Below are 16,502 nucleotides of genomic sequence, written 5' to 3'. Positions count from 1 at the left end.
GCCTTGCCAGGATTTACCGCCGCACGCACAACGGCGGAACAGCCGGCCGCGCCCGGAAAGAATGATGCTGGTTTCGGCAAGATGGTGGATGGCGGCGCAAGCTCTGCCCACCCGGAAAAACAGCCGGCGAAAGACGCCGGGCCGCGCGACCCGCGCTGGAGCAAGCTGGCAGCTGGCCTTGCGGCGCAAGCCGGCGAGGATGAACCGATGCCGGCCGGCAAGGCAAGGACCACGCCGAGCGGATCGACGGCTGCGAAATCCACGAAAGACGGCAAGGACGTTGGGGCGGACAAGGACGCCGACACCGAAAAATCGGCGACCGACGCAGGCGCAACGCCACTTGACGATCATCTGCCGCTGCTGATGGCGTACCATGATTTGCGCCATTTCTCGACATCGGCCAAGTCGGCGGCTGCGGGCGAAGCCGGACAGGAACCGGCACTCGACGGGAAGGTCCTACCGAAGGCCTATCAGCCGAAATCCGTCACCGGGCACGACGACCTCGAGCCCATGTCGAAACCTGAGCGGGTGTCGCTCGTCGACGGCCCGCTGACGAAGGTCGACGGCCAGTCCCTCCGCAATGCCGCCGCCGGCGCGCCACCGCGTGACAATGGCACCCCTGCTGGCCCGCTGCCCGAGGCACCGGCAGCCGACGTGCCGGGCGTGGACCAGAAGCAGGCAGCGCCACAACTGAAGTCCATTGCCGACGTTCAGTCCTCCTTACGTTCGGAGCCAGGAAAACAGCTCTCGGCGCAGGCGCGCATCGACGTGGTTTCCGAGCGCAGCTTCCCGGCCCCGCCACAGGCGCCGATGAGCCAGGCGGCGCTTAACGTAATCAATGCCGTAGCGGCCGACGTTGGCACAAAGCAAGCGTTCTCGACGGCCTCCGCGACCACCCAGCTGGCCAACTCTGTTGCCGTTCCGACACATGTGTTGAAGATCGAACTTCACCCGGCCGAGCTGGGCGTGGTCACGGCCCATCTTCGCCTCTCCGGAGAACAACTCTCGATTGAACTGATGCCCGAAACGCACGACGCCTACCGCCGCCTTTCCAGTGACAGCGAGGCGATCGTCAAGTCGCTGCGCGGGCTGGGCTTCGAGGTCGACAAGGTCACCATCCTGCAACCGTCAGTGGCCGTTCCGGCTACAACCCGGACGGATGCAACCGCTTCGCTGACCGCCGCACCTGGCCGCGACCAGTCATCCTTTCAGCCCGGAAACTCCAGCGGCGGCAACAGTGGAGCCGGCGGCCAGCAACCGGGCCAGCAGTCCGCAAGGGGTAACCATGATGACGCGCAAGCACACGGCCGCGCCGCTTCGCCTTCTCGCGAGCGCACTGGCAGCGATATGTTTATCTAGCCTCGCAAACAGCGCCGCTGCCGCGACCAATCCCTGCGAGCCCGAGATCCTGCGCGCCGCCGACCGCTATGGCGTGCCCGCCGGCATCCTCTATGCCGTCGGCCTGACCGAAACCGGAAAAAAGGGCAGCCTTCAGCCTAACGCCTTGAATATAGAGGGGAAAGCGGTCTTCCCAAAAAGCCGCGCCGAAGCCCTTGCCACCTTCGCCAATGCACAGCGCGAGGGCAAGACACTGATCGATCTCGGCTGCATGCAGATCAACCACCACTATCATTCCGCGCATTTCCGCAGCGTCGAGGACATGCTCGACCCGCGCCAGAACGTCGACTACGCGGCGCGTTTTCTGGCCGATCTGCATGCCCGCCACGAAACCTGGTCTATGGCTGTCGCCCGCTATGATGCCGGTCCTGACAACGACCCGGCACAGAAGGTCTATGTCTGCAGGGTGATCGCCAACATGGTTGCCACCGGTTTTGGCAAGTGGACCACCAACGCTCGCACCTTCTGCAACCCGTAAGCGTATCTTCTGCTTCTAATACACCAATTCGGGCACTTTGCGGGCGTCTGTTTTGACTTGATCAAGACTTGCCACCCCAAGCATATCTGGCTGCACGCTAATGCAACCGGTACGATTCCAGACTCCCAAGAAACTAGTTACAAGAAATGACGGTTGTTCAGGATTCCCGCCAGCGGTTACGCCTTTCCCCACGGGGCAGATGTGCTGATTCGGAAGGTGGGGCCGATGATTGTTATCGTGGACGAGCGAGAGCTCGTGACAGACGGATACAATTCACTTTTTGATCGCGAGGGCGTCGCCTGCGCGGGCTTCGCGCCCGGCGAATTCGGCGAGTGGGTGAACTCGGCCGCCGATACCGATCTGCGGTCGGTCCGCGCCTTCCTCATCGGTGACTGCCGCGAAGGCACGATCTCTCCACGCCAGATCCGCGATCGCACCGGAGCTCCGGTCATTGCGCTGAGCGAGCAGCATTCCCTGGAAAACACGCTGCGGTTGTTCGAGAGCGGCGTCGACGACGTCATCCGCAAGCCCGTTCATATCCGCGAGATCCTGGCCCGCATCACCGCCATCCGCCGCCGTGCCCAGGAGGACGTCGCCTATACCGAGATCGGCGCCATGCGCATCTTCATGGACGGCCGCGACCCCGAGATCGACGGCCAGCCGCTGCCCTTGCCGCGCCGCGAACGCCGCATCCTCGAATATCTGGCGAGCAACCGCGGCCGCCGCGTCACCAAGACCCAGGTCTTTAACGCCATCTACGGCATCTTCGACGAAGAGGTCGAGGAGAACGTGGTGGAAAGCCACATCAGCAAATTGCGCAAGAAACTGCGCGAGAAGCTGGGTACCGACCCGATCGATTCCAAACGCTTCCTCGGCTACCGGCTGGTGTTCTGATGCGTGGCCGCGCCAGCTTCGCGCAAGACAGGACGCGTAGCCTCGCAGCCAGTGGCATGGACATAGCGGAGACGTTTCGATGAGCCTCTACGGAATGATGCGGACCGGCGTTTCCGGAATGAACGCACAGGCCAACCGCCTGTCGACGACAGCCGACAACATCGCCAATTCCGACACCACTGGTTACAAACGGTCTTCTGCCGAATTCTCGACGCTGATCATGCCGTCGACGGGTGGCGCCTACAATTCCGGCGGCGTCACCACGACGATCCGGCAGGCGGTCAGCGATCCTGGCGTGCTCCAGTACACGACCTCGGTTTCCGACCTCGCCGTCAGCGGCGACGGCTTCTTCGTCGTCCAGGACCCGAGCGGCACACCTTTCCTGACCCGCGCCGGCGCCTTCGTTCCCGACGCACAGGGCAGGCTGGTCAACGCGGCCGGTTTCCAGTTGATGGCCTACAGCTACGCCAATGGCACGCCGGCAGCGACGGTGAATGGTTTCGAAGGCCTGGAGCCGGTCGTCATCTCCGATCAGGGATTGACCGCAACGCCGAGCACCACGGGGAGTTACAGTGGCAATCTGCCGGCGGGTGCGACACCGGTCGCCACTGCCAACCTGCCCGGCGCCAACGCCGCCACCGCGCAGTACACCTCGAAATCGTCGATGGTCGCCTATGACAATCTTGGCAACAAGAAGCTGCTCGACGTCTATTTCACCAACACCGGTGCCGGCACCTGGGAAGTGGCGGTCTTCGACCAATCGAAGGCAACGCCTGGAACCGGATTCCCTTATGCCGCCGGCGGCGCGCTCGGCTCAGCCAACCTGACGTTCGACACCACCACCGGCAAGCTGACCGGCACGCCCACAGGCATTTCATTCACCGTGCCGGGCGGCGCCAGCCTCGATCTCGACCTGTCGAAGCTGACCCAGCTGGGGACCGGCTTCACCGTTTCCGACGCCCAGGTCAACGGCAACGCGCCGAGCACCATCGACAAGATCCAGATCAGCAAGGATGGTACCATCTACGCCCAGTTCAAGGACGGCACCTCGAAGGCGCTCTACAAGATTCCGCTGGCCGATGTGCAGAGCCCTGACCAGCTCAAGGCGCTACCAGGCAATGTCTACGCGCAAGGCACCGACTCCGGTGCGGTCCGTGTCGGCTTTGCCAATGAAGGCAAGGCCGGCTCGATCATCTCCGGCGCGCTCGAAAATTCCAACGTCGATATCGCCGAAGAGCTGACCGACATGATTGCGGCACAGCGCAGCTACACCGCCAATTCGAAAGTCTTCCAGACCGGTTCCGATCTGATGGACGTCCTTGTTAACCTGAAGAGATAAACCGGGCTTCGCCCGTGAAAGACCAGCATGTCGCTTTCCTCCGCACTGAGCATCGCCCAATCGGCGCTTCTGGCCACCTCGCGGCAGACAAGCGTTGTCACCCGCAACGTGGCGGACGCCAACAATCCGGACTATTCGCGCCGCATCGCGCTGGTCACCAGCACGACGCCCGGCGCGCGTTCGGTTGATATTCAGCGCGCGACCAACGACCTGCTGTTCCGTCAGAACCTCGGCGCTCTGTCCGCCTACGCCGGCCAGAGCGCGCTCTACAGCGGCATGGATCAGCTCGACGTTTCGGTGAATGGCGTCGACAATGCGTCCTCGCCCTCGACCGCAATCGGCAATCTGCAGCAGGCGCTGCAGCTCTACGCCACCTCGCCGTCCAACCAGAACCTTGGCTCCAGCGTCATCGACGCGGCCAAACAGGTCGTGCGCTCCCTGAACGATGGCTCCAAGGCCATTCAGGATTTTCGTACCCAGACCGACGGCCAGATCGATACGGCCGTCAAGGACCTCAACTCGCTGCTCGGCCAGTTCCAGGATGCCAACACGGCGGTGATGTCCGGCACCCGTTCGGGCACCGACGTTTCCGATGCGCTCGACCAGCGCGATGCATTGCTGAAGAAGATCGCCAACTACATTCCGGTATCGACCTTCACGCGTGGCGACAATGACATGGTCATCACCACCGGTGACGGCACGACATTGTTCGAGACGATACCGCGCACGGTGAGCTTCACGCCATCGGCCGGCTATGCCGCCGGAGCCCCCGGCAACACCGTTTATATCGACAATGTACCGGTCTCGGCCGGCACCGGCGGCAACACCACCGCCAGCGGCACGATTGCCGGCCTGCTGCAATTGCGCGACGGCGTCGCCTCGACCATGCAGAGCCAGCTTGACGAAACCGCGCGCGGCCTGATCACCGCCTTCGCCGAAACCGCACCGTCAATGCCAAACGCCGCCGGCCTGTTCACCTGGTCGGGCGCGCCGGCAGTGCCGGCCGCGGGCACGCTCGTCAACGGCCTTGCTGGAACGATCAAGGTCAATGCCGCTATGGATCCCAGCGCCGGCGGCAATCCGACATTGCTGCGCGACGGTGGCGCCAACGGTGCCGCCTATGTCGCCAACACCACGGGCGGGGCTTCATACTCCAACCTTCTGGTTGCCTATGGCGACCAGCTCGACAAGCCGATGCCGTTCGATCCCTCGGCCGGAATTTCGGCAACATCCAGCGTTTCCGACTATGCTGCCAATTCGATCGGCTGGCTGCAGGGTGTGCGTCAGCAGGCTTCGACCGCCGCCGATGCCAAGGAAGCCCTGGCGCAGCGCAGCGCCGATGCCTTGTCCAACGCAACCGGCGTCAATGTCGACCAGGAAATGTCGCTGATGCTGGACCTCGAGCACACTTACCAGGCGTCGGCCCGGATGATGAAAACCGTTGACGACATGATGACGGCGCTGTTCAGCGCGGTGGGATAAGCCATGACTTCAGTCTCTACTGCTGCCCTTACCAATGCCATGCGCTATCAGCAGATGCGCATGCAGTCCGACCTGGTCAAAGCCACGAAGGAATCCTCGACCGGCAAGGTCGCTGATGTCGGCCTGGCACTCGGCGGTCGCACCGCGCAATCCGTGACCTTCTCGCGCGATCTCGACCGGCTCAACGTCATCGTCGATTCCAACGGCCTGGTCGCCGCCCGGCTTTCATCGACGCAGACCTCGCTCAGTCAACTCTCGGGGGTGGCGCAGACCTTCCTGTCCAGCCTGACATCGGCATCATCTGGGGATTCCTCGCAGAGCCTGACCCAGTCGGCTGGCAAGACCACCATCCAGCAACTCGGCTCGATCCTCAACACCAGCGTCAACGGCGAATATCTGTTCGCCGGCACCAACACCGACGTCAAGCCGATCAACGATTTCACGGCCGCCGGCTCTCCCGCCAAGGCGGCCTTCGACGCCTCCTTCGTCACCAAGTTCGGCTTCACGCCCGATGATCCGGCCGCCGCCAACATCACCGCGGCCCAGATGGACGATTTCATCACCAACGATGTCACACCACAGTTCATGGGCGCGGGCTGGCAGGCCAACATGTCGAATGCAACCGACCAGCAGATCGTCAGCCGCATCGCGCTCAACGAAACCACCGAGACCTCCACCGGCGCCAACAGCGACGGCATCAAGAAGCTTGCAATGGCGGCCGCCATCGTCACCAGCCTGATGTCCACCAACATCAGCCAGGCGGCCAAGGACACCATCGTCAGCCGGACGCAGACAATGGTCGGCGAATCGCTGAGCGGCATCGCCCAGGTCCAGTCGCAGACCGGCATCGTGCAGAAGCGGGTGTCCGACGCCAGCGACCGCATGAAGACGCAGACCGACCTGTTTGAGCGCCACATACTCGATCTCGAATCGGTCGATCCGGCGGAAGCCGCGACCCGCGTCGCCAATCTGACGCAGCAGATCGAAAACTCCTTTGCGCTGACGGCACGCCTCCAGCAGCTCAGCCTGCTGAATTACCTGACCTGAGAACACTCTGAACCGGATCGGTAGAGCCAACGATGTACCAATACTCCTACGCCGACATCCAGAGCACTTCCGTCTCGGACGCCAAGGATCGTGAGCGTGAACTCCTGACCCGTTCCATCGACATGCTGTCGGCTGCAGCAGCGGCCGGCCATAGTTCGATGGAGGCGGTGGAAGCGCTGCATTTCACCATGCGGGTCTGGACGGCCTTCGTCGAGGATCTCGGCTCGAGCGACAATGCGCTTCCCAAGGAACTGCGCGCCAATCTGATTTCCATCGGCCTGTGGCTGCTGCGCGAGACAGAGGATATCCGCCAGGGTCGCACCAACAATTTCGAAGGGCTGATCGAAGTGTCCCAGATCATCCGCGACGGCATTCAATGACCAACACGCTGAAGATATCGCTGAAACCCAACGAGAAGATCTACATCAACGGCGCCGTCATCCGTGTCGACCGCAAGGTTACCATTGAACTGATGAACGACGTGCAGTTCCTGCTCGAAAGCCATGTGATACAGGCCGACGACGCCTCGACGCCGCTCAGGCAGCTCTACTTCATCGTGCAGGTGATGCTGATCAATCCCGCCGGTGCCGGCGAGGCGCGCGAGATGTTCCGCCGCTCGCTGCCGCTGCTCATCGCAAGCTTCGAAGACGCTGATATCTGCAGCGGCCTGAAGCAGATCGACCGCATGGTCGGCGAGGATCATATCTACGAGGCACTGAAGGCGATCCGTTCGCTTTATCCTCTCGAACGCCGCGCGCTTGGCGGCAATGACGATGTTCCGGGCGCCGCGCGCCCGCTGGCCGTGGGAGCACGCTACTAATGACCGTGGACATGACGACGACGATACCGGTTGGTGCCAACCAGACCAGCACGCAGACCTCCAAGACAGCTGTCGACTACAACTCGTTCCTGAAGCTTCTGATCGCCGAGATGAAGAACCAGGATCCGACCAAGCCGATGGATTCGACACAATATGTCGCCCAGCTCGCCACTTTCTCGCAGGTCGAGCAATCGGTGCAGACCAACACCAAGCTCGACCAGATCATGCAGTCTTCGGCGCTGTCGCAGGCCGACGCTCTCATCGGCCGCAACATCACCTCGGCCGATGGCAAGACCACCGGCACGGTGGCCTCGGTGACGCTTGGCAGCAACGGACTGATCGCGGTGCTGCAGGATGGCACCACGGTTCCCGTCGGCGCGGGCGTGTCGATCAAGCCGGCGAGCTAGGCCACCCCTGACATGAACGAGGCCGACGCACTCGACATCGTCCAGTACGCGGTGTGGACGGTGCTGACCGCGTCCGCTCCGGTGGTGCTGGTCGCCATGGCGGTCGGCATCGGCATCGCCCTCATCCAGGCGCTGACCCAGGTCCAGGAAATAACCTTGACCTTCGTGCCGAAGATCGTCGCCATCATGTTGGTGGTGGCGCTCACCGGCCCGTTCATCGGTGGCCAGATATCGGCCTTCACCAACGTCATCTTCGAGCGCATCCAGAACGGCTTCTGAACCGTTCGAGGGAAAAGCTCCGGAGCCTCCGCAATTGCTTGAACCAGCCCTCCGCTTGCGGCTTGCCCGGTTCCGGCTCTAGCTCTTTGTTTGGACGCAACTCCGGACGGAAAACCGTTTCACACTTTTCCTAGAGTTGCTCTAGATTGCGGTGTCAGCCACTCCGGCCCGATGATCGTTCAGTCCCAATGGCTTCCCGCAGACCCCCGAACCAGACCAGATCGACCGGCAGACCATGTGCGGCATAGCCGGCGTCTGGCGCAAGCGGAACCCGATCACGGGCGGTGATCTCGGCGACGTCGGCCGCATGATGCAGGCACTGGCGCATCGTGGCCCCGACGATCATGCGACATGGAACGACAGCCGGCTGGCGCTCGGTCACCGGCGGCTCTCGATCATCGATCTCTCGACGCAAGCGCGCGAGCCGATGCTCACCGCCTGTGGCCAGGGCGTGCTGGTCTACAATGGCGAAGTCTACAACTACCGGGCACTGCGCGCGACACTTGAGGCCGAGGGCCGGCGGTTCCGAACAGTCTCGGATGCCGAAGTGGTCCTCGAAGCCTTGCACCATTGGGGGCCCGACAAGGCCATCCGGCTGTTCGACGGCATGTTTTCACTGGCTTATTTCGATGCACGAGCCGGCGCGCTCTGGCTCGCGCGCGATCGCCTCGGCATCAAGCCGATGTCTGTGGCCGAGACAGCTGAGCGAATCCTCTTCGCCTCCGAGGACAAGGCTATCCTTGCCTGCGACAGTCTCGCCCGCACCATCGACGCGCGCGAGATCACCTTGCGCCTTGCCTGGCAGAGCCGCGACTCCAGTTCCAGCCTGTTCGAGGGCATAGAGCGGCTGCCGCCGGCGGGTCTGTGGAAGATCTCCGACGCCGGCATCGAGAAGCGCTGCTTCTGGCATGTCCTCGACGAGCTAGACGCGTCCCGCATTGCCGGTGACACCGCCACCGACGCCGAGCACATGGCGACGCTGGAGGCGTTGATCCAGGACAGCGTCGGGCTGCATTGCATTGCCGATACAAGGCTGGCGGCCGCTTGCAGCGGCGGCGTCGATTCCGGTCTCGTCACAACGCTGGCGAAACGGTTCAGGCCGGAGATATCAGCCTATGTCGTTGATCCGCGCATCGGCCACAGCGAGGCCGAAGACGCCGAACGCACCGCGCGCCATGCCGGCGTGCCGCTGAACAGGGTGCCCATAGACAAGGACCGGTTCCTGGAATTGTGGCCAAGAACCATCTGGCATTTGGAAAGCGACGGCTGGCATGCAAGCCATGTCTGCCTGCTGGCGCTTGCCGAGCAGTGCCGCGCCGATGGCATTAAGGTGCTGTTGACCGGTGAAGGCGCCGACGAACTCTTTGGCGGCTACAACTGGCAGGCAGCCAGCATGCGCCCATGGCGGCCATGGGCATGGCCGCAACGCCTGTTTCGCTCCAAGGCCGGCCTTGCCCGCAAGTTCGAGCGCCAGCGTCACGCCCCTTTCCGCACATCGATCGCGAATGCCCATGGCTGGGACCGCAACATCGTTCTCAGGGCGTTGTCGCCGGAACTGAATTTCCTTCAGACGAAAATCTTCGACCGGCTCGAGCCGGTCGCGTCACTCAGCGACCGCGCCTTCCTGGGATGCTGCGTTCACGACATGTATGGGCATCTGCAGGATCTGTTGAACAGGCATGACCGTCTCAGCATGGCGGCTTCGGTGGAACTCAGGGTGCCGTTCCTCGAAAACCGGTTGATCGACTTCGCCATTCATCTGCCGAGACGTCACAAATACCGCCAGAAGCAAGGAAAATGGCTGCTGAAGAGAGTCGCCGAAAAGCACATTCCGCTTCAGAACGTGAACGCTCGCAAGAACGGCTTCCAGGTATCCGCTAATTTCACCACGGGCACCGAGAGCCTGCTGCGCGGTGGCTTGCTGCGCGACGTCATGAAATGGCCGGCAGCTTCGGTCGAAGACCTGGTCGATCTGGCAAGGCGGGACCAGCCGTCGCGGCTGCGGCTGGTCGGCATGGAGCTTTTCCTTCGCCTGCATGCCGGCGGCCAGACCACCAGCCATCTGACCGATGCGCTGCATGCGGCGGCCAGGGACGCGGGTTAAACCATGCCCTGAGGGGTCAGCACAGCGTGGCCCTCCGCTATCCCCTTGTTGGACCATGATCTTTCGCGCATGAGGTTCGCCCTTTGCGGCGCAATGCCATAGTTTCGGCAAACGATGCGGCGAAACCGCAAGGATCAGCACGCAGTGGCAGGAACCCACCCATGATTGACGAGAAGCCGGAAAGCGAGGGCGCCTCTGCGCTGGCGCCGTTCCGGCATGGCATTTTCCGCGCCGTCTGGGCCGCAAGTCTCGTCTCCAATTTCGGTGGCCTCATCCAGGGCGTCGGCGCCGCCTGGATGATGACGACGATCGCGACCTCGCCCTATCAGGTCGCGCTGGTACAGGCCTCGACCACCTTGCCGATCATGCTGTTTGCGCTTGTCGCCGGCGCCATCGCCGACAGCTTCGACCGGCGCAAGGTGATGCTGGTCGCGCAGACCTTCATGCTGGTCGTTTCGGTGCTTCTGACCGTGTTCACCTATTACAATCTGCTCACGCCCTGGACGCTGCTGGCCTTCACCTTCCTGATCGACAGCGGCACGGCGCTCAACAGCCCGTCATGGCAGGCTTCGGTCGGCGACATGGTGCCCCGCAACAAGGTACCGGCCGCCGTGGCTCTGAACTCCATGGGCTTCAACCTGACGCGCAGCGTCGGCCCGGCGATCGGCGGCATCATCGTCGCGGCTGCCGGCGCCGCGGCCGCCTTCGCGGCGAACGCCGTGAGCTATATCGGCCTGATCATCGTGATGGCGCGCTGGAAGCGTGACGTGCCGGTGTCGACCTTGCCGCGCGAGTCGCTGGGCGCTGCCATGGGTGCCGGTCTGCGCTATGTCGCCATGTCGCCCAACATCGGCAAGGTGCTGGTCAGGGGCGCGGCTTTCGGCTTCAGCGCCGGCGCCGTCCTGGCGCTGTTGCCGCTGGTGGCGCGCGACGTCGTAAAGGGCGACGCCCTGACCTACGGCATCATGCTTGGCGCCTTCGGCATCGGCGCCGTTGGCGGCGCGCTGATCAGCGTGCGGTTGCGGCAACTGCTGTCCAGCGAGACGATGGTGCGCTGCGCCTTCGCCGGCTTCGCGCTTTGCGCCTTCAATGCCGCCATCAGCCATCACGCCTGGCAGACGTCGCTTGGCCTGCTGGTCGGCGGTGCCTGCTGGGTGATCGCGCTTTCGCATTTCAACGTCACCGTGCAGATGGCGACACCGCGCTGGGTTGTCGGCCGGGTGCTGTCGGTCTACCAGACGGCGACCTTCGGCGGCATCGCGCTCGGCAGCTGGATATGGGGTGTCGTCGCCGATGCGCATGGCGCCGAGACGGCGCTGATCGCGGCCGCGTTCACCATGCTGGCGGGCGGCGCCATCGGCCTTTTGCTGCCGCTGCCGCAGCAGCAGGTGCTGAACCTCGACCCGCTCAACCGCTTCAAGGAACCGCATCTGGCACTCGACCTCAAGCCGCGCAGCGGTCCCATCGCCATCATGATCGAATATGTGATCCGCCACGAGGACGAGGCGGAATTCCTCGCCACCATGGCCGAACGCGGCCGCATCCGCCGCCGCGACGGCGCCCGCAACTGGACGCTGGCGCGCGATCTCGAAAATCCGACAATATGGATCGAGCACTACCACACGCCGACCTGGCTCGAATATGTCAGGCACAATGGCCGCATCACCCATGCCGACGCCATGGTCGGCGACCGCTTGCGGGCACTGCACAGCGGCGAGGAACCGCCGCGCGTGCGCCGCGTCATCGAGCGCCCGACGACCGCCGGCACAACGCTGATACCGGCCAAGGGGCCAATCGAGCACTGAGGCGTATCGCCCGGCGATCAGTGGAAAGTCCGCTGTTCTACTTTGCCAACAACGCGAGAAAATTATCGAGGCTTTGCCGCATCAGCAACTCGGCCTTCTCGGCGCCGCCCCATTGCGCAAACTGGCCGTCGATCCACATGCGGGCAAGCCCGTAGACCAGGGCTCGCGCCTGCAGGGGGACGCCTTCCATATCCATTGTTCGCAGTTGGCCGGCGGAGCGCGCGTCCTCCAGGATACGCACCATCATGCCGCGGATTTCTTCGTTGAGCTGAACAAGCGTCTCGGAGGCGTCGAAATCGATCGCCCGGCGCATCGAGATGATCTCGAAATGCGTCGGGTTGTCGATGACCCAGCGCAGATAGGCGATGCCGAGCGCCCGAAAGCGCGCCAGCGGATCGAGCTTCTCCGTTCGGTCCAGCTCAACCGTTATCTCGGCGCGAAACCGGCGCATCGCCTCCTCGGCTACCGCGGTCATCAGCGCGGTCTTGGTTGGAAAATGCCGGAACGGCGCTCCCGACGACACACCGGCTCGTTTGCCGGCTTCCCGCACCGTCACCTGGTCGACGCCATCCTCGTTGGCAATTGCAAGGGCCGCATCGATCAGCGCCTGCCGCAAACTGCCGTGATGGTATGTCTTGCGTTGCGTCTCCATGCCGCTGTCCGGAACGTCCTTTGATTTTCGAGCTGACGCCCTAATGCATGTCTCTCAAAAGTGGCCCCGGTTTTGGGAGAACGACATGCATAGAAACAACACCTAAAGCGCGTCGCCTGAGTCCGTTCAAACGCGACGCGCTTTAGCAGCCATCACAATTCCGCGATCGATGCAAGCACGACTTACTTCTGGGATTGCATTGGTCGCCAATCAATGTAAGTAGTGATTACATTGATTGCCCTGGAGGCACCATGACCGTCGTCACACCACCCCTTGCTACCAAGGCAACCAGCCGTTGGTGGCTGCTCTGGCTTTTGGCAGCGATCATCCTCGCGCTATCCGGGCTTGTCGCATATCGTGGCGATTTCTCGGTCGAGACCGTCCGCCAGGTCGTTCGGCTCACCGCACAGATGTCGCTCATCCTGTTCTGTACCGCCTTTTCAGCATCGGCGCTGGCACAGCGTCTGCCGAGCCCACCGACTTTGTTCCTGCGCCGCCATCGGCGTCAGATCGGACTTGCCTTTGCATTTTCGCACGGTATCCATGCGATCGCTCTTGTCACCTTCTTCCGGATAGATCCGGCGCAGTTCGATGACGCCACGGATAAGGCGATGTTCGTCTTCGGCGGCCTTGCCTATCTGTTCATCATCGCCATGGCCACGACGTCCTTCGATCGCACGGCGGGATGGCTCGGACCGCGCGCATGGCGCATCCTCCACACCGTCGGCGGTTACGACATATGGCTGACCTTCGTGATCGCCGAGGGCAAGCGTGCGGTGCACGACGTCCACTATTGGCCCTATGTAGCGCTTCTCGTCGCCGTCATGGCCATGCGCTGGTGGGGTGGCAAGACGCGAGCGGTTGCCCGCTAACCCTCACCCGACAGGTCCCGGCGCGCCTTTTCGAGTTCCTCGGCATAGCGCCGCATCAGATGGCCCTCTGTCAAAAGCCCGAGCACGATGTGATCGGTGAAATCCTCGACGACGGCCAGTTCCTCGGCGCCTGCACGCTGGAACGTCTCGGCGGCGGTTTGCACGTTCATGGAGGGCACCAGGACGGCATCCTTGTACTGGGCAAGATCGCGCACCGGCACCTCGCCGCCGGAGGGATCGCTGTGCAGTTCGGCGACGATCAGCACGCCGACATACTGGTCTCCTGGGTCGACAGCGATGACGCGCTGGGCGGAGCCGAGCGGGATTTGCTTGCGGAAGGCGGCCAGCGGCGTCGAGGCATCGATGGTCTTGATGTCCTTGCGCATCATCGAGCCGACGGTGAGGCTGCGCATCCAGCCGACATCGTGGGCGCTGCGGATCGTCTCGCCGCGCAAATGGAAGCGCCATGTCGAGAACGAATAGCCGAAGGTTTCGCGCACCAGGATCGCCGCCATGATGGACGCGGCCAGCACGACGCCGGTGAGCGTCAGGTCGCGAGTCGATTCCAGCGCCAGGAAAGTCATCGTCAGCGGACCGCCGACGACGCCGACGGCCAGCGACGTCATGCCGACGACGGCGGCGACAGAGGGATCGATGCCGGTCGCCGGCGAGACGAGCGCCATCACGCCCGCGAATGCCTTGCCGAGCAGCGCTCCAAGGAACAGCGAGGCGAAGAACAGGCCGCCGCGAAAGCCCGAACCGAGCGAGATGGCCGACGCCGCGAGCTTCAGTACGAAGACGCTGGCCACCACGGCCAGCCCGTAGTTCATGGCGAATTCGCGGTGCAGCGCGCCATGGCCGCTGGACAGGACCTGCGGCGTGATCAGTCCCAGCAGGCCAACGATGACGCCACCGATGACGGGGCGCAGCGAGGCATCGACCGACAATCTGTTGAAACCACGTTCGATCAGCGTCACCAGTTGCATGATGGCGATCGAAGCCGCGCCGCCAAGCAGCCCGAGCAGCAGGAACGGCACATACTGGCTGGGGGTGAGTTGCGGCAGCCCTGAAAGCTCCAACGGAAACGGCACGCCGCCGAACATTTCCGCTGTCAGCGAGGCTGAGATCGCGGCCGTCATGACAGGCGCCACATTGGCGACCGAGTAGATGCCGATGACCAGTTCGAAACCATAGAAGGCGCCGGTCAGCGGCGCGTCGAAGGCTGCGGCGATGGCGCCGGCCGCGCCACAGCCGACCAGGAGGCGGACATCGTTGCGGCGCAACTTGAATATCCGCGCCAGCCGCGATGCCAGGCCGGACCCGACCTGCGTGTAGCCGGCTTCGAGGCCGACCGAAGCCCCGAAACCGCTGGAGATCATCGTCTGGCATACGATGACGAAAGTATCGGTCAGCGACATGCGCCCGCCATAGAGCGCATTGGCTTCGATCGGGTCGACCGGCGTGCGGAATTTCCGAATTCTGAGCCAGATCACGCTCAGCCCGAGCAGGGCACCGCCGATCGCAGGGACCAGCGCCTGCAGCGGATTGGCAAGCGAGAACATGCCGGAAAGCCGCCCGCCCGCCTGAACGCCGAACAGCAGCCCGTGCAAATCCTGCACGATCTGGCTCATCGCGGTGACCAATATGCCCGCCATGACACCGACGACGCCGGCCAGGATGACCACGGCGATGCCGCGCGCCTCGAGCAGAGGAATTGACCTCAGAAGCACCGCGCGCAGCCGGCGGGCGTAGACTTGTGGTTGGCTTCTGGAAAGCACCGGGGCGGCTCGCCGATATCAAAAGGGACGTGGAAGGCTGATACGCCCAGCGATGCTGCATGGCAACCGCGATGCCGGCTGCCCTATGCAAGGATCGTTTTCGAACGGTTCAGAGGCTTCTTTTGGCCAATCCCTGAACCCAAGCGGCATAAGTTAGTCGGTCAACCGAAATCGGACAACGGATTCGCAGCGATGCCCCTCCTCAGTTCGCTTGCGCAATCGACGCATCACCTGACAAGTGGTATTTTAGTTTGTCCTTATTTTCCTCAAGGAGGAGAACATGAGTGCGCGGGGGTTTTTTTCACTAGCTGCTTGCACGATTTTTTTGAGTTCGTCCGCGATGAGCAGCTCAAGCATGGATATGCCGGCCAAGCAGGATATTTCACACGCCATGTTTCTTTTGCTCGGCGGCAATACGCAAAGACAGAGCCGGCCGACAGAAGAATTTCTTCAGCTTGCGCAACAGGATGTCTGCTGTCCTGGCGGTTATCCCTGGTACCGTAATTCAACAAACATGTGGTACGGCAGCTATGAAGATTGCCACGATACCGATGGCGGAGGTTGGTCCTGCAGACAGGTCAACGCCTGCTAGGCTTTTCGATGACATCTGCTGGCCAGCTTGAGCGATAGGCCAACCGTCAGTCAGGTATGGTCAGCGGCCCGCAATCGTCGTCGGCGATGAAGGTCGCCAGGAGTTCGGCGGGCTCCGTGGTGCTCGCATTCTCGGCGAACAGATGAACCGCGCCGGGCGGCTCGAACCATGTCTGTCCTTGCGTATACGTGCCGGCAGGGCCGCCTTCGAGCTGCGAGCGCAGCGTGCCCTTCAGGACGAAGGCGCTGACCGAGCCCGGGTGCCGGTGGCGAGGCGTAAAACCATTTGGCGGAAATGCCACGATCGCGGTGGTGATGGACTTGCCCGGCACGTTGGGCAGTTTTTCGCAGGAGATCGGCGTGACGACCGTCTTCGGCCGTGCTCCGGCAGCACCGTCCGCATCGGCGTTTGCCATCTGCATGTCCATGCCATCAGGCACGGTGCCAACAATACCCGGGCCGGCCCACTTTGTCGTGAGCGCGAAAATAACCCCGACGGCGCTGATGGCGATAAGAGATTGGCCGGTGCGCAAACGCGCTTGATTGCCGATCATGA

The 16,502-nt window shown here is 63.0% G+C and carries 17 protein-coding genes; 14 read left to right on the top strand and 3 right to left on the bottom strand.

What is annotated here, in order from left to right; translation table 11 throughout:
* Positions 1-81: 81 nt before the first annotated feature.
* The 12 genes from fliK to ACZYHG_RS13125 all read left to right on the top strand — a co-directional run bounded on the left by fliK (position 82) and on the right by ACZYHG_RS13125 (position 12,053).
* The gene (gene fliK, locus ACZYHG_RS13180) at positions 82-1,359 is read left to right on the top strand and encodes a flagellar hook-length control protein FliK (protein WP_464614159.1); all 1,278 of its coding nucleotides are present in this window, start codon (positions 82-84) and stop codon (positions 1,357-1,359) included.
* Positions 1,289-1,876 (top strand): transglycosylase SLT domain-containing protein, encoded by a 588-nt coding sequence (locus tag ACZYHG_RS13175; protein WP_464614674.1) that lies wholly within the window; start codon positions 1,289-1,291, stop codon positions 1,874-1,876. The genes fliK and ACZYHG_RS13175 overlap by 71 nt, the downstream gene beginning before the upstream one ends.
* Before the next feature lie 225 nt (positions 1,877-2,101).
* Complete coding sequence (locus tag ACZYHG_RS13170; RefSeq protein ID WP_027030831.1) at positions 2,102-2,770, top strand: response regulator transcription factor; 669 nt, start codon at positions 2,102-2,104, stop codon at positions 2,768-2,770.
* Between the two features lie 79 nt (positions 2,771-2,849).
* The gene (locus ACZYHG_RS13165) at positions 2,850-4,109 is read left to right on the top strand and encodes a flagellar hook protein FlgE (protein WP_464614158.1); all 1,260 of its coding nucleotides are present in this window, start codon (positions 2,850-2,852) and stop codon (positions 4,107-4,109) included.
* A 27-nt stretch (positions 4,110-4,136) separates the two neighbouring features.
* Positions 4,137-5,591: a flagellar hook-associated protein FlgK gene (gene flgK, locus ACZYHG_RS13160; protein WP_464614157.1), complete on the top strand. Its 1,455-nt coding sequence runs from the start codon at positions 4,137-4,139 to the stop codon at positions 5,589-5,591.
* Between the two features lie 3 nt (positions 5,592-5,594).
* Positions 5,595-6,638, top strand: coding sequence for a flagellar hook-associated family protein (locus ACZYHG_RS13155; RefSeq protein WP_464614156.1), 1,044 nt, complete (start codon positions 5,595-5,597; stop codon positions 6,636-6,638).
* 32 nt (positions 6,639-6,670) lie between these two features.
* Positions 6,671-7,018, top strand: a complete 348-nt coding sequence (gene flaF / locus ACZYHG_RS13150) for a flagellar biosynthesis regulator FlaF (protein WP_027030835.1) — start codon at positions 6,671-6,673, stop codon at positions 7,016-7,018.
* On the top strand, positions 7,015-7,458 hold the full coding sequence (flbT, locus tag ACZYHG_RS13145; protein ID WP_464614155.1) for a flagellar biosynthesis repressor FlbT: 444 nt from the start codon (positions 7,015-7,017) through the stop codon (positions 7,456-7,458). Before flaF ends, flbT begins: the two co-directional genes overlap by 4 nt.
* Positions 7,458-7,865, top strand: a complete 408-nt coding sequence (gene flgD, locus ACZYHG_RS13140) for a flagellar hook assembly protein FlgD (protein WP_027030837.1) — start codon at positions 7,458-7,460, stop codon at positions 7,863-7,865. Before flbT ends, flgD begins: the two co-directional genes overlap by 1 nt.
* Positions 7,866-7,877: 12 nt before the next feature.
* The gene (fliQ, locus tag ACZYHG_RS13135) at positions 7,878-8,144 is read left to right on the top strand and encodes a flagellar biosynthesis protein FliQ (RefSeq protein WP_013893193.1); all 267 of its coding nucleotides are present in this window, start codon (positions 7,878-7,880) and stop codon (positions 8,142-8,144) included.
* Between the two features lie 235 nt (positions 8,145-8,379).
* Positions 8,380-10,248 (top strand): asparagine synthase (glutamine-hydrolyzing), encoded by a 1,869-nt coding sequence (asnB, locus tag ACZYHG_RS13130; protein WP_464614154.1) that lies wholly within the window; start codon positions 8,380-8,382, stop codon positions 10,246-10,248.
* Positions 10,249-10,409: 161 nt separating this feature from the next.
* Positions 10,410-12,053 (top strand): MFS transporter, encoded by a 1,644-nt coding sequence (locus ACZYHG_RS13125; protein WP_464614153.1) that lies wholly within the window; start codon positions 10,410-10,412, stop codon positions 12,051-12,053.
* A 37-nt stretch (positions 12,054-12,090) separates the two neighbouring features.
* On the opposite strand, the gene ACZYHG_RS13120 is transcribed toward ACZYHG_RS13125, so the two are convergent.
* Complete coding sequence (locus tag ACZYHG_RS13120; protein WP_464614152.1) at positions 12,091-12,705, bottom strand: TetR/AcrR family transcriptional regulator; 615 nt, start codon at positions 12,703-12,705, stop codon at positions 12,091-12,093.
* A gap of 251 nt (positions 12,706-12,956) precedes the next feature.
* Between ACZYHG_RS13120 and ACZYHG_RS13115 the strand changes: the two genes are divergently transcribed.
* Complete coding sequence (locus tag ACZYHG_RS13115) at positions 12,957-13,577, top strand: hypothetical protein (RefSeq protein WP_464614151.1); 621 nt, start codon at positions 12,957-12,959, stop codon at positions 13,575-13,577.
* On the opposite strand, the gene ACZYHG_RS13110 is transcribed toward ACZYHG_RS13115, so the two are convergent.
* Positions 13,574-15,355, bottom strand: a complete 1,782-nt coding sequence (locus ACZYHG_RS13110; protein WP_464614150.1) for a chloride channel protein — start codon at positions 15,353-15,355, stop codon at positions 13,574-13,576. The two genes, ACZYHG_RS13115 and ACZYHG_RS13110, sit on opposite strands and share 4 nt — an antisense overlap.
* A gap of 280 nt (positions 15,356-15,635) precedes the next feature.
* Between ACZYHG_RS13110 and ACZYHG_RS13105 the strand changes: the two genes are divergently transcribed.
* A complete protein-coding gene (locus ACZYHG_RS13105) occupies positions 15,636-15,947 on the top strand; it encodes a hypothetical protein (RefSeq protein WP_464614149.1) in 312 nt (103 codons plus the stop codon).
* A 46-nt stretch (positions 15,948-15,993) separates the two neighbouring features.
* Here ACZYHG_RS13105 and ACZYHG_RS13100 read toward each other — a convergent pair whose 3' ends face one another.
* On the bottom strand, positions 15,994-16,500 hold the full coding sequence (locus ACZYHG_RS13100; protein WP_464614148.1) for a cupin domain-containing protein: 507 nt from the start codon (positions 16,498-16,500) through the stop codon (positions 15,994-15,996).
* Positions 16,501-16,502 lie beyond the last annotated feature (2 nt).

It is taken from the genome of Mesorhizobium subarcticum, assembly GCF_055456085.1.
Note: the sequence above shows the minus strand (reverse complement) of the source record. Positions and strands in the feature narration are given on the sequence as shown.